This is a genomic window from Candidatus Nitrosopumilus sp. bin_68KS, assembly GCF_054095825.1.
In genome coordinates this window covers 184,281-198,234 of sequence record NZ_JBSWSP010000009.1, presented here as the reverse complement: position 1 = coordinate 198,234, position 13,954 = coordinate 184,281, and the positions used below count along the sequence as shown (strand labels likewise).

16 protein-coding genes are annotated in these 13,954 nt (G+C 32.8%); 15 read left to right on the top strand and 1 reads right to left on the bottom strand.

Annotated features, from left to right (window positions below; translation table 11 throughout):
• Positions 1 to 111: 111 nt before the first annotated feature.
• The 5 genes from ACW9W3_RS04440 to ACW9W3_RS04420 all read left to right on the top strand — a co-directional run bounded on the left by ACW9W3_RS04440 (position 112) and on the right by ACW9W3_RS04420 (position 4,913).
• Positions 112 to 1,134, top strand: coding sequence for a hypothetical protein (locus ACW9W3_RS04440; RefSeq protein ID WP_457764954.1), 1,023 nt, complete (start codon positions 112 to 114; stop codon positions 1,132 to 1,134).
• Between the two features lie 183 nt (positions 1,135 to 1,317).
• Positions 1,318 to 2,397 (top strand): hypothetical protein, encoded by a 1,080-nt coding sequence (locus ACW9W3_RS04435; RefSeq protein ID WP_457764953.1) that lies wholly within the window; start codon positions 1,318 to 1,320, stop codon positions 2,395 to 2,397.
• A 43-nt stretch (positions 2,398 to 2,440) separates the two neighbouring features.
• Positions 2,441 to 3,166 (top strand): plastocyanin, encoded by a 726-nt coding sequence (locus ACW9W3_RS04430; RefSeq protein ID WP_457764952.1) that lies wholly within the window; start codon positions 2,441 to 2,443, stop codon positions 3,164 to 3,166.
• 72 nt (positions 3,167 to 3,238) lie between these two features.
• On the top strand, positions 3,239 to 4,603 hold the full coding sequence (locus tag ACW9W3_RS04425; protein WP_457764951.1) for a hypothetical protein: 1,365 nt from the start codon (positions 3,239 to 3,241) through the stop codon (positions 4,601 to 4,603).
• Positions 4,604 to 4,694: 91 nt separating this feature from the next.
• The gene (locus ACW9W3_RS04420; RefSeq protein WP_457764950.1) at positions 4,695 to 4,913 is read left to right on the top strand and encodes a hypothetical protein; all 219 of its coding nucleotides are present in this window, start codon (positions 4,695 to 4,697) and stop codon (positions 4,911 to 4,913) included.
• A 125-nt stretch (positions 4,914 to 5,038) separates the two neighbouring features.
• On the opposite strand, the gene ACW9W3_RS04415 is transcribed toward ACW9W3_RS04420, so the two are convergent.
• Positions 5,039 to 5,320 carry a histone gene (locus ACW9W3_RS04415; protein WP_457764949.1) on the bottom strand — a complete coding sequence of 94 codons (282 nt, stop codon included), beginning with the start codon at positions 5,318 to 5,320 and terminating at the stop codon, positions 5,039 to 5,041.
• A gap of 218 nt (positions 5,321 to 5,538) precedes the next feature.
• Here ACW9W3_RS04415 and ggt point away from each other — a divergent pair, with 218 nt between their 5' ends.
• The 10 genes from ggt to ACW9W3_RS04365 all read left to right on the top strand — a co-directional run bounded on the left by ggt (position 5,539) and on the right by ACW9W3_RS04365 (position 13,751).
• Positions 5,539 to 7,170 carry a gamma-glutamyltransferase gene (ggt, locus tag ACW9W3_RS04410; protein ID WP_457764948.1) on the top strand — a complete coding sequence of 544 codons (1,632 nt, stop codon included), beginning with the start codon at positions 5,539 to 5,541 and terminating at the stop codon, positions 7,168 to 7,170.
• Positions 7,161 to 7,958 carry an N-formylglutamate amidohydrolase gene (locus ACW9W3_RS04405; protein WP_457765017.1) on the top strand — a complete coding sequence of 266 codons (798 nt, stop codon included), beginning with the start codon at positions 7,161 to 7,163 and terminating at the stop codon, positions 7,956 to 7,958. The genes ggt and ACW9W3_RS04405 overlap by 10 nt, the downstream gene beginning before the upstream one ends.
• Positions 7,949 to 9,733: a cation:proton antiporter domain-containing protein gene (locus tag ACW9W3_RS04400; protein ID WP_457764947.1), complete on the top strand. Its 1,785-nt coding sequence runs from the start codon at positions 7,949 to 7,951 to the stop codon at positions 9,731 to 9,733. The genes ACW9W3_RS04405 and ACW9W3_RS04400 overlap by 10 nt, the downstream gene beginning before the upstream one ends.
• A gap of 89 nt (positions 9,734 to 9,822) precedes the next feature.
• Positions 9,823 to 10,287: an SHOCT domain-containing protein gene (locus ACW9W3_RS04395; RefSeq protein ID WP_457764946.1), complete on the top strand. Its 465-nt coding sequence runs from the start codon at positions 9,823 to 9,825 to the stop codon at positions 10,285 to 10,287.
• Positions 10,288 to 10,289: 2 nt separating this feature from the next.
• Entirely contained in the window at positions 10,290 to 10,463 is a 174-nt protein-coding gene (locus ACW9W3_RS04390; protein ID WP_457764945.1) for a hypothetical protein, read from the top strand.
• Positions 10,464 to 10,534: 71 nt separating this feature from the next.
• Positions 10,535 to 10,969, top strand: coding sequence for a PRC-barrel domain-containing protein (locus ACW9W3_RS04385; protein ID WP_457764944.1), 435 nt, complete (start codon positions 10,535 to 10,537; stop codon positions 10,967 to 10,969).
• A gap of 86 nt (positions 10,970 to 11,055) precedes the next feature.
• A complete protein-coding gene (locus ACW9W3_RS04380) occupies positions 11,056 to 11,307 on the top strand; it encodes an Lrp/AsnC ligand binding domain-containing protein (RefSeq protein WP_457764943.1) in 252 nt (83 codons plus the stop codon).
• Positions 11,300 to 11,515, top strand: a complete 216-nt coding sequence (locus tag ACW9W3_RS04375) for a hypothetical protein (RefSeq protein WP_457764942.1) — start codon at positions 11,300 to 11,302, stop codon at positions 11,513 to 11,515. The genes ACW9W3_RS04380 and ACW9W3_RS04375 overlap by 8 nt, the downstream gene beginning before the upstream one ends.
• A 110-nt stretch (positions 11,516 to 11,625) precedes the next feature.
• Positions 11,626 to 13,233, top strand: a complete 1,608-nt coding sequence (locus ACW9W3_RS04370; protein ID WP_457764941.1) for a cation:proton antiporter domain-containing protein — start codon at positions 11,626 to 11,628, stop codon at positions 13,231 to 13,233.
• 86 nt (positions 13,234 to 13,319) lie between these two features.
• Entirely contained in the window at positions 13,320 to 13,751 is a 432-nt protein-coding gene (locus ACW9W3_RS04365) for a hypothetical protein (protein ID WP_457764940.1), read from the top strand.
• Positions 13,752 to 13,954: the final 203 nt, after the last annotated feature.

Here is a 13,954-nt window from a genome sequence, read left to right as displayed (position 1 = left end):
TCATAATCTTGATTTTTACCTTTGATTGATAAAATTATGACTACTTGACTCTATAGTGGATAAAGTCATAATCATTATGTTATAATATGCTAAAAGATTATGGTGTATTTAATGACTAAAACAATACTTTTAGCAATTTTCACAGTTGCTGTTTTACTTACAGGTACAATTGCCAGCCCAATGGGATTGATTGAATCTGCAGATGCACTACAAAGTAAAGGGACTTCTGCTAGTGCAATTAATTCTAAAAAGGTCTGTGGCGATAGACTTTGTTCTGAACCTGCTCCAGAAGTAAAAACTGAGGCAAAAAAGAAAGAAGAAGTAAAGGCTGAGAAGAAAACAGAATCTGCTGAAAAAGCTAAAGAAGTACCAAAGAAAGACGCAAAAGCTGAAACAATGGAAAAAGCTAAAGAAGTTTCAACTCTAAAAGTTCCAAAGACCGTTACTGGTGTTATTACATCCGTTCAAGATCCAGGTCAAGGACATGAAGGACATCAACTTGCAATAATTCTTCCACCAAGTGAAAACACTTATCGTGGACATGTGACATACTCTGCATCTGAAAATGTTCAGCTTGTAGCATTACATGGCCCATTAAAAGATGGAATGGCAAAGGGACAACCAACATGGACTATGGATGGAAAAACTAAATTTGCTTTAACATTCATTGATAGAGAAACATCTTCAGGCGTTTGGCAGTTTTCAGGTAATGCAATTGCACTTCATACTAAAAACACAGAACCATTCACTGTTACTTACTCTGTAACATACACCGAGCAACCAACAAGTGATAAGGTGATTAAAGGAACTGTAACTTCAAAACAAGATCCTGGAGTTGGACATGAAACACATCAGCTTGCAATATTGTTAGGACCAACTGGTAAAACATATTCCGGTCATTTAACATGGGATGCATCTGAAGCTGTTCAAATTGTAACCTTGATTGGACCAATGAGCAAAGGTGATTTATCAACTATGCCTTATTGGACTCCTGATGGTGAAACATACTATGGACTAGTATTAGTTCCATCAAAGGCATCTGGTTCCACGATGTTCTCAGGAAATGCTTTGGCACTTCATACTATGAATGAAACCCCATTCACTGTAAGCTACTCTATGGTGCTTACACAATAATTTTTTTCTTTTTTAATTAAGGTCTACAATAAATCATTGAGTATTGAGATATGTCTTCAATCATGAACATTTTATGTCAACGATGATCAATACAATCGTGCTATTTTACTGGAAATTATAAAGTATGATCAAATAATTCATCCATGACATCCTTTAAGTAATATGGAGATGAGAAATTATGTGATGGATAATAAATTATTTTTAACAGCATTTTTCACTATCTCTGTATTATTACTTGGCGCAATGGCAGGACCATTGAATATAATTCAATCTGCTGAAGCATTAAAGGGACAAGGAGTCCCAACTTCACAATATGGCTCTGCTACAAAGGGAATTGTATGTGGTGATAAGTTATGCTCTGAAGTTAAAACAGAAGTAAAGAAGAAAGAACCTGTAAAGAAAGAACAAGTTAAGAAGGAAGAAGTAAAGAAAGAAGAAAAAACAGAAGTAAAGAAAGAGCAAGTCAAGACAGAAAAAAAAGATTCTGAAAATCAAAAACTTGCAGATAAAGCAACATCTGAAAAGTCAAGATATGAAGAATTATCCTTACCTCCAAGAACAATAAAGACTGGAACAATTACTTCTACACAAGATCCTGGATTGGGACATGAAAATCATCAACTAGCAATTATTCTTCCACCCTCTGAGAAAGTATATCGTGGAATGTTGACATATTCTGCATCTGAAGATATTCAATTAGTTGTTCTTCATGGGCCACTAAAACCTGGAGAAGATAAAGGACAAGCAATTTGGTCTCCTGATGGAGAAACAAAATATGCTTTGACTTTTATTCCTGTAAATAACATGGCAGGAACTTGGCACTTTGCAGGAAATGCAATAGCCGTACACACAACGAATGAAGATCCATTTTCCATATCTTATACTGTAGCATATAGAGAACGAACTCTTTCTGATACTGTAAAAAGTGAAACAATTACCTCTACACAAGATCCTGGATTGGGACATGAAAATCATCAACTAGCAATTATTTTACCTCCACGAATTCCTGCATATTTTGGAACTGTGGGATTCTCTGCATCTGAAAATGTTCAGCTTGTAGCATTACATGGTCCATTCCAACCTGGAGTAAAAGCCCATGGACAAGCTACATGGTCTCCTGATGGAAAGACTGTTTACGCATTAAGCTTTATTGATAGGGATACTTCAATGGGAACTTGGCAAGTTACTGCAAATGCAATTGCTGTTCATACTATGAATGACACACCATTCACTGTAAGCTACTCTGTAGCAACAGGACAATAATTCTTGGATTATGTTTATTTAACTTTAAATTTTAACAACAACTATGAATAAAATCTTACTTGTCATTCCTTTATTATTACTCTTGACGCTGGGGGTGACTTTTACTTATGCTGAATCTCTTGTTCCTGGATGGATTAAAAATACTGCTCTATGGTATGGTCAGGATAAAATTTCTGAAACAGAATATTTGGAATCTCTTAGATATTTAATTAATAATAAAATCTTATTCTTAGATGAGAAAGAAAAAAACTCTGTTCTTGATCCTACCATTACCTCAAATGAAGTCAGTGTAACCAAACCTCGAATCACTCAATGCTCAACATTATATCAATCTTACAAAAATATTGGAAAAGCTCAATTTGTTGCAAAATATCAGCATGTAAACTATATCAACATCTGTGTAAAACTCTACCAAGATCCTATCTGGAATTATCAGGGTGGAGATAGAATCGAGCAATTAAATGCAAAATTTATTGAATTTGAACAGAAAATAAAAGAGTCAAAGCCTAAACTATCTTTTGAACCAAGCGTGAAAATTCTATCTACAACAAAGATAGGTGAAGGAAAGTATGATGTCAAATTTAATGTGTGTGCAGGTGACAAAAAAATAGACAAAGCCAAAGTCTTAGTAAAATCTGCAATAGAGTCAATCCAAGTAGGAACTAACAAAGACATTCCTGAAAATGTATGTAGAACATATGTGACACAACTTTATGCAAACAATGTGGCTAATATCCAAATTTCAATATTAGAACAAGTTTTAGAATAACAAACTGATTAACAAAAAACTGAGCCTATGAATTAGATCCTGTTTAATATATTGAATATTTTAAGAATAGATGTGAAGTCCGTATTCTTTATTCTTACTCTGGTGTCTTTATCTGTATTAATGATGTCTCAAATCCCATCTCAATCTTTTGCAGATGTTATTCCTCCAAAAAAACAAACTGCTTTAGGAATTGACAGTGCAGATATAATTTGTAAAACTAATTTGGTCAAAGTACATAGAACCAATTCTGATAGTATTGATTGCTTCTCACCTTCATCTGCTGAGAAATTAATTAGTATGGGGATTGCAAACGAGATTCCAAAAGATAAACTAGAAGCCAAAAAATCACTCAAACAAAGTTCTCCTATTGGAACAATTACTGGCCTTGATACAGTAAAGAAATTTGGCTCAGAAGGTAGACTCTCAAATGATCCTCGCGTAGTAGAATACATCTATGTTTTTGATGCTTGTGCTGCAGACAAAACAATACGTGCACCAGAAGTACTGATTACATCCGACAGTGAAGTAAAAACAGTAAAACTTGCCAAAAAAATTATGGCAAATACTTGCTTTAGTAGTTCTGCAATAATCAAAGCAACTAACCCAAGTTCAATATCTGGTTCTCTTACCAATAAAGGAGTAATTTCAGATAAACTATCTGAACTTGAAGCAAATGTTGCTGATCTTCAACAAAAATTATCCGTATTGAAAAAGAATTTTTCTGGTCTTGTGAAACAAGATTCAACAACGTTGGATGATGATTCAAAAATTATGATTAATGATTCTACGAGTGAAATAGTTCAATTGAGGGCAGATTTGAATCGTGCAAAAGGTGAATTAAACAAATACCTATTTGCACTTCATTCTCCAGTACAACTCAAATCCTCTGATTTTACTAAACAAAAATTAACATTTACTAGAGTTCCTCTTGTAGGAGTTTCAGTCGATGCTTTAACTATAACTCGACAAACACTTGGAAATACTGATTCACCTGACACAACCACTGGTGTAAAATTATACAACGTAGTTTTTGAAGCATGTTCTGGAAATGATGTTTTACGTGCACCAGAAGTTAGAATAAAGTCAGATAATGAAGAAAAAGTAATTAGAATAGCAGAAAAAATAATTCCAAACTCATGTCAAATGTCTGCAGTTAAAATTAATGCTGTAGATACAAAAACAATAACACTTGAGATTGCAAATAGATCTGATCTTTCTGCAAAGATTGTAGAACTTGAAAAACAGATTGAAGCCCTTGTGGGTGAACAGAGTTCTTACCAAATGGAATTAAACAAACTAGTTGTCCAATCTGATAAACCTGTAGACTATGAACAGAAAGTTTCAGAATTATCTGCAAAAATAATTAAACTACGAGACCAAATAAGGGATGCCAAATTCCAGCTATATGGCTCTATGTATGAAGTTTACAAGAAATAATCCTTACAAAATCCAATTACTTTTGGAATAAAACCTCACAATCAATTTTCTTGAAAATATTTTTATTTGATTTCGTATTGTTTTTAGTCAAATGGTGATTTGTTTAATAGAAAGTATCGCTCAAACTTACTTTGTAAATAAAATGAGATGCGCAAACTGTGGAAATCAAGCAAGCTGGAGAGATCCTGATTGCAATAAATGTGATAAACCACTACATCAAAAAAATTGCAAAGGTAAATCTGCTGACTGTAAATGCCATACGATTAACGAACAGACATGGTCACAGAAAAAAGCCGTCAATACTCAATAAAATAGGGTAATCGGCTTTCAATATTTTCTTTATTATGATTATTAAAAAAAGGAAAAATGGAAAAAAGATTCCATGTTAAAGTCCTTTTCTAGATTTTATTAATCTGGAAATGGATTGATGTTTAGTTATCGCTTTCTTCCTTTGGATTTTGTAGTGGTTTTTCTTTTTGGAGCTGCTTTGCGTTTTGCTGCTACTTTTCTCTTAGGATCTGCTTTTTTAGCTGCAGTTTTTCTTTTAGGTGCACTACGTTTTTTTGGTGTGCCAGTAGATTTTTTCTTTGCTGCTACTGTTCGCTTTCTTTTAGAAGCTGTTTTAGCTGCGCCTTCTGCTTTTAGTTTTGCATTTCTTTTTCTAGTTCTTGCAGCTTTTACGGCAGCTGCACTTCTCTGTGCTTTAGTTTGTGCCATTATGATTTTTTTGAGATTTACTATCTCTTATAGTAGAGCAGTGAAATATTTTTAGGCTAAAATACCTATTTTTCAAATTACTATTTCTCAAGATCTATCTTTGAACTGGTTTGAATTTACCTGATTGCTGAAAATTAGATTTATAGGTATGACAATATTTGAGATCTTAAACAATTGAATAATTTCATTAATATTTTATCTAAGGAAGAGATGTTACTTTGAAACTTGAACAAATCGAAAATTCTTTTAGACCAACTCTAAACAAAAAATCTTCTATTGCAAAAAAAGGGATGGTCTCATCTGCATTTCCTGATGCAACAAAAGCAGGAGTTGAAATGCTCAAGAAAGGTGGAAATGCAATTGACGCTGCATGTGCTACTGCAATTGCACTAGGTGTCTGTGAGCCACAGGCTTCGGGAATTGGAGGACAATCAATGGCAATTATTCATGTCAATGGAAAATCATACGCAATAGATGGCTCTAGTCGTTCACCGTCAATGGCACATTCATCAGTGTACACAAAAATAAGAAATCGTAAACTTGGATACAAGGCAACTACTGTGCCTAGTACTCTTGCATTAGTTGGATTTTTACATGAACGATATGGTGCATTGGAATGGCAAAAGATTATTGCACCTTCAATTCACATTGCCAAAAAAGGATATAAAATTACACAATTACAACATTCTTTGCAGGAAAGAGAATTAGATAATTTCCTTTCAATTAAATCAAAATCCGGCGCAAAATATTTTCTAAAAGATGGATTAGTACCATATGATGTAGGGGATAGATTTGTACAAGATGATTTGGCACATACACTTACTGCTATTTCTGAATACGGCTATCGCGTATTCTATCAAGGTAACATTGCTAAAAAAATTGATGCAGATATGAAAAAAAATCATGGCTTAATTCGTGAAGAAGATTTAGCATACATCCCAGAACCCTTGATCAGAAAACCCATTAGTAGGAAATACCGACATCTAACCGTATCAACTTTACCTCCACCCGCAGCTGGGAGAACTTTACTTCTTACTCTTATGATGCTTAATCATTTACCCTCCAAGTTTCTTCGTAGCTCAAAACCCAGCTCGTATCATTTTGTTGCAGAGACATTTCGAAAAGCATTCTTGCATAGAGTACAACGTCCGTTTAATCGACATACTTATGATCAAATTCAGGATAAATTACATTTGCAAAGAACTTTTGCAAAACAGATGGCCGACTCTATACATAATTCCATGGATGCAACATTGCCTATGATTGATCCTGATTTTGGTGGTGAAGATACTACTCATCTTTCAACTATGGATAATGATGGTAATGCAGTTGGAATAACTCAATCTGTTGAATTAGCATATGGCTCAAAAGCAGCAGCAGAAGGTATGGGATTTCTCTACAACAACTACATGTCTGCATTTGAGTTTTCGACTCCAAATCATCCTTACTATATTCGACCAAATGCCATTCCTTGGACTTCGGTATCTCCTGCATTGATTTTTAATAATTCGAAACTTTGGATGGTGGTAGGTAGTCCTGGAAGCCAAAGAATTTTTTCAACTATTACTCAGTTTCTTTCAAGAATTATTGACGGTGATCTGCCAATGGACCAGGCAATTGAACGACCACGTTTTCATTGCTCTATTGGAGGCAATGTCAGTATAGAGGATGGGGGATTTAGAACTGAAATTATTGATTTTCTCAAAGGCATGGGATACGAAATTTCTATTAAAGAGAGATATTCATTTTATCATGGAGCAATTCATGCTACAATGAAACTACAAACACAAGAAGGATTTCAGGGAGTTGCAGAAGTTAGACGTGATGGAACAGCCGAGGGATTAAATTAGAAAAATTACCTGTTTTATTATCAATTCCTCATGGAGGATTAAGAAAACCTGTAGAACTGGACGGACATCTCTGCATTACAAATAAAGATCTTTTTGATGATTCTGATCCTTTTGTAATAGAAATGTATGATTTGGGCGATAAAGTTGAACGTGTAATTAAATCAAAAATTGCAAGAGCGTTCGTTGATCTTAATCGTGCACCTGATGATTTACCTCCAAATAATCCAGACGGTGTCATTAAAAGCTCAACATGCTACAAAAAACCAATTTATCATGAGAGAAAAGAACCTGATGATTCTCTTAGAACAATGTTGCTAGAGTTGTATTATTTTCCTTATCATAATTCTATACAAAAAAGTCTAGATGAATTAGAATTACAGTTGTGCCTTGATTGTCATTCTATGGCTGCAATTGCACCAGGAATATCCCCTGATGCAAAGGACAACAAACGACCAAAATTTTGCATATCTAATAATGATGGGCAGACTTCCTCTCAGGAAATGATGGAGTTGTTGGCCTCAAGCATATCTGAATCTTATGGAATTGAGATAAATGAAATTTCATTAAATGATCCATTTCATGGTGGACATATTACAAGGACGTATGGAAACAAACCTATACCTTGGATTCAAGTTGAAATGAATAGATCTTTGTACCTAGAAGAACCTTGGTTTGACAAAGAAAAATTATCCGTAGACCCGGCACATCTTGAAAACCTAAATAAGAAATTTGAAAATACATTGAATCTTTTTTTTAAAAAATTCGATGGAGTAGATTCTTGGAAGTAGAAGTTACAGAATTTCTTGCACTATTAGCATTGCTTCTAGGTGGAGGAATGATTGGGGCAGGAATCATGAAAAAAATAAAGTTCCCAACTATTATTGGATTTATCTTAATTGGGATGATTGCAGGGCCTTATGGACTTGGAATTGTAGATGATGTTGAACTAATCAATCTTTTAGCTGAATTAGGAATAATCATTTTACTTTTTGTTGTTGGATTGGAATTCAGCCTTCAAAAATTACGAAAAGCTGGAATGAAAGCAATCACAGTTGGAATGACAGAATTATCTATAATGTTTTTTCTGGCCTACATTGGGGCTTTTTCATTTGGCTGGACCCACTTGGAGGCACTTTATCTTGCAGGTATATTGTCCATCAGTAGTACTGCTATTTCTTTACGAATAATGCGAGATCTTAAGCTAGTTAAAACAAAAGAATTTGATACTATTATTACAATTTTAATTGTAGAGGATCTTGCAGCAGTTTTACTTTTAGTTATTTTAGGTAATGCGTCTGATGGAGCCACACTTGATTTAACTGGTGTTGGAATTTTAATTTTACAAAGCTTGACATTTTTTGTCATTGCACTAGCTCTTGGAATTAAATTAATTCCAAAATTACTAGAGAAAATACATGGATTAGATATTCCTGAAGGGCCGTTTATTACAGCACTTGCTTTGGGATTTGGATTGGCAGTTTTGGCACATTTCCTTGGGCAAAGTTCTGCTATTGGAGCGTTTATCATGGGAATGATTATTGCATCATCAAAGCATTCTGAAAGCATTACCAAAAAAATTCTTCCACTAAGAGACTTTTTTGGTGTAATATTTTTTGTATCTATTGGAATGCTGGTAAACATTATGGCCATTCCTGAAGTGGCGTTGATATCAATACCAATTATCATTCTGGCAGTTGTTGGAAAATTCATTGGGAATTTCTTTGGCGCATCAATTGGAGGTCATGGTATTGTAAGCTCTTCTACCATTGGTTCTGTAATGGTTCCTAGAGGTGAGTTTTCCTTTATCATGGCAAAACAGGCTGTAGATAGCGGTTCTGTCAGAGATACCCTGTATCCTGTTACCATGTTAGTTACTCTGGCTACGATGTTTTGTATGCCATTATTACTGAAAATATTGCCTACGCTTGCAGATAAAACAAGTCATGTACCAATGAATGTTCTAAATTCAATTTACATTGTTGGTAAATTCTTTAACAATTTGATGAATACTCCTGATGATAACAATCAATTCAATAAACTTCTTAAAAAACATGGCTTGAAATTTTTTGTCAATCTAATGGTAGTTATAGCAATTCTTGCAATCATTGATTTCTTTAATGATGATATAGTGACAATTATTTCGACAATTGGTATTCCACTTCCAATTGAACCTGAAATACTTTTGACAATTATTAGCATATTGTTAATTGTATATCCTGTAATTGCAATGCTTGGTAAAATTGAAAATTTGGTTACAAACATTTCGGATATTTTATCTACAAAACTAATTCCAGCTGACACTCAACGTCTTGAGGAGAAACCCCTTCATAGATTACTGAGAAATATTTTCTTTATCGGTTTTATTTTGATAATTATTGCTGTCATCCAGCCTTATATTGCTGACATAGAACTTCTACCATTTTTGCCCTTTATTATATCCGGAATAGGACTTACAATAGCAATAATTTTAATAGCAGATTCTGTATTTGTATTCCAAAAACTGTCTCATGGACATATTATGGAAAGTTTGATGAAAGAAGATGAAACTTTTGAGCCTGAATAATTCTGTGATGTTATTGGCAATTAGTATCTCCTAAGAATCAAGATGTTAAAATAATCGATTTGTACTAATGATGTAGAAACTGAGAATATATGGAAACTGAAAACAAAAAATCTCAAAGTGATGATAAAATAATACAGAAAAAACAAGAAAAACTTGTTGATACTCTGACAAAAAACTATGCTGAAACATTGGAGCATACAAAAAACTTTGGAAAAGAGTCATTTGACAAAATTTCTGAGGCAAGTTCTACCGGCGTTAATCTCATTAAATCAAAACACTATTGGGAATCTTTGAAAAGCAGTTCCCAAAAAATTAAAGAAAAAACTTCTGAACAAGGACTAGAATTTAAAAAAAATAGCCCAAAATTTTACAAGAACATTACTAATTCATTTTTTAACTTTTTTGAGACAATTGTTGGTAGAATAAAACTTGGTACACAATATGGTACTCCTAGTCTTGATATCCTAGAAAGATTGGCTAAACTCAATGAGCTTGGAATTATTACAAAAGAAGAATTTAACAGGAAAAAGAAAAAACTCTTAGAGAGAATCTAATAATGGCTAAAAATCTGATTATTTCATCATTAGTGATTATTATATCGATTTTGATAGGAATTTTAATTTTAACTAATTATAATTGGTTTTCTCAAGAATGGTTAATTGGGTTAGGTATAGTGATTGGTGGAGTTGCTATTGAGGGTGTTTTAATTTATTTTAAAATTAGAAAATGAACATTACGGTATGTTTTATGTCAATAATCTTTGATTTTCGTTTTGATTAGCAAAAATTTTTAGTTGTTTTTATGAGTTTAAAAATTACTGAGTCAAATCCACAATTAACAAAAAATTGTTATCTTGAAGATTTTATTGGCAAAACAGTTATTGATAGTAATGGTCAGAATTGTGGTAAAATAAAATCTATTATTATTGATAGCCGAAAATTTTCAGTGTCTGGAATCTTGGTTAAAAAAAGATTAGCAAAGGAATATTTTTTATCACAAGATTATTTTGAGGAATTTAATGAATCTGGGCTTAGTTTAAACACCATCCCAATAAAACCTGGAGATAAAGTTGCAGATATAGATGGAAAAAACATAGGCAGAGTAATTCAAATAAATCTAAATTCTGAAACGAATAAACTTGAATCTCTTGTAATAAAATCTAAATTTAAATCCGTCATTGTTACATCTGAACGAATTATTGCTGTTGGCGATAAAATTAAAATAAAACTATTCTGAAAAACAGTATTTTTGATTTAAAAAACATTTGCGATTTTTAAATATTATTTTCATTATCTTTATTTACTTTGAACAAGAATAAGTGTGTGCAAGCATACATTTTGATAAATTGCAATACTGGTTGTGAAAATAGAATAATTTCTGAATTACAGGAAATACATGAAATAATTGAAATTAATGGTGTATGGGGAAAATATGATATTTTTATCAAGATTTCGACATCTGACCCTAATGGGGTTGAACAGATTGTCAAAAGATTACGAAATCACCCCGATGTCACTGATACCTATACCATGCATGTTCTATATGGTCAGGGTGGGAGCATAGACCATGAATGAGAAATCTACATGTGAAATAATTGATTTTATCAATACTATGTATCATGAACAAGTTCCAGGACCGATAAAATTTGTTGTAAAAAGAAAAGCCAAGAAAATTGAAAAACTAAATCTTGACGATTTTCCTGAATCATTTAGATCCTGCACAATTGAAGATCTGATTCTAATCTTGAAGGAATCTCATGAGAAAAAACTTTTGAATTTTTAAAAATTCTGATCATTATACGTCCAAAATTTTATAGAAATACTCACTTCCATAACTACTTGTATGGGCGTTTGTCATTAGTATTGAAACTAATTCGGAGATCTGTTTGAGAATTGTCCTTTGAACCTATTTTGTATATTGGAATTTTACTACTAGCTGCCAAACTATTTGGTGAAATCATGCATAGACTTAATCAGCCTACTATTTTGGGTAATGTCCTTGCAGGAATAATAGTTGGCCCTGCGCTTTTTGCACTTGTTCAGCCTATTGAAGAAATTGAGCTTTTCATCTCAATTGGTGTATTTTTCCTGTTTTTCTTAATTGGTCTTGAAGAAATTGATTTGGCAGGACTATTCCGTGTTATGAGAGGTAGAATCTTTGCAGGCTCTGCAGCTGCATTTTTAATTCCTTTCATAGTTGCTGGTGTTTTTGGTTTGGCTTTGAATATGGATTTTATAAAATCATTTGCGATTGCAAGTGTAATAGCTGCTTCTAGCTTGGGAGTTACTGCTAAGGTTCTAAGTGATCTTGGAAAATTAAAATCTACGATCGGTCTTGAAATTTTTACTGTAGCTGCAATAGTAGAATTCATTGCCATTATTGTAACAAGTATTATGATTCAAATCAATACTAGTGAAACCCCAGAATTTTCAGAATTTATCTGGCTATTTGTCAAAATGATAATATTTTTTGTAGTTGCAGGTCTTGTGTCTGTTTTTATTTTACCACGTTTTTTCCGTTACATAAAAAAACACCTACGTGTTACTCAAATTTATTTTGGTGTAGTAATTGGTGTAATCCTATTAGTTGCATACTTTGCAGAGATTAGTGGAGTTCATGGTGCAATAGGTGCATTGCTTTTAGGAATTGCAGTTTCAAGAATGAGCAAAGAAGATTATAATGAAATTTCAAAAAATATGCATGCCGTGGGGTATGGTATTTTTATCCCAATCTTCTTTGCAGGAATTGGACTTCACTTTAGTACTGCATTTCTTGATTTAGAATTATGGGTGATAGTTGGGTTTCTTGTGATAATGATTGGGGTGAAATTCCTCGGATCTTACATTGCAGTACGTATTGCTCAGATGAGACCTGCAACAACTGTTGCGTACGGTGTAATGTCAAAAGGTGCAGTTGACTTGGCATTAATGTTGTCATTATTGCAAGTCAATATTTTGAATAATAGTTTATTCTCCCTCTTGGTACTTGGAACTCTTATGACTATGATCATTTCCAGTGTTGAACTGCAGCGTAAATTAAAGAAAATTATTCATTTCAAAGTTGGAACTATAGAAATGGGATTGGTTCCAGGTTATTTCAGAAGAGTAGTTTCAGACATGACTGCTATGACCGTAATTAACACTTCATTTCTTAAAACAACAAAGAACGTTACGATTAAAGACTTTCTTGAAAATAATGAATTAGACAAAAGACCTTTCTTAGTTTTTGATGAAAATGATGTGTTAGTTGGCGTTATTTCAAAACGCGAAATAGAAAAATCTCACAAAAAAACTCGTGATATCACAACTGTTGGTGATGTAATGTATGAAAAGGTCGTTACTGTTTTACCCAGTGAATATCTTTATTCTGTAATTCAAAAGATGAATTCTTATCCATTTGATATGGTGCCTGTAGTTGATCCTGAAGATATTAAAAAAGTAATTGGAATAATTTCAAATCATGATATATTGAATTTGTTAGTGGAGCCAAAGAAACCGTAAGAAATAGAGGTAAAAATCAATGACTATTTTTACATCCATTGATTTTATACCAATTATTTAAATTCCATAAACCAAGAATTACTATGATGGCCGAAAATACTGAAAAGATAAAAAATGATGATTTTGCAGTATTTGAGAAAGTTAACCAAAGGTATTTTGCAGAAATAGAACATTCCGTACCACATTTTCAGCAAACATTATTTGATTTACAAAATGAGTGTTACAAGAATTGGAAGAATACTCTAAATGCAAATATTGCATTACAAAAAGAGATTTTAGGAAAATCTGGATTTAATTTTCCTATCCCGAAAGTTACTCAAAAAATAATTGACAATGTTGGTGAAGAGATTGTAAAATATCGGCTAGCATCTATTAAGATTGCAATTTCATCCATAGAATCTGTCACACAAAATGTTAAAACATGGAATGACAATGCAAATGTTTTTGTAGATTTAAATCGGAAAATTATGCATAATTGGCTATCTCCATTCATTTCACAATCAGATGTTAAAAAATGAAAAAATCCTCCATTGGTGTGATAGTTATTGCCGTTTCAATCGCAGTTTTTTATGGTTTGATGAGTTTGTTATGGCAACTCTAAGATTGTTAAAATATTGATATGTATTTTTTAGATAAATTTTTGATTAATGATTAAATTTTTTTGTATTATTTTTCTTCAGGTTCGTCGGCTCTGTCTCTAACCTTTTTGAGAATACAAAAT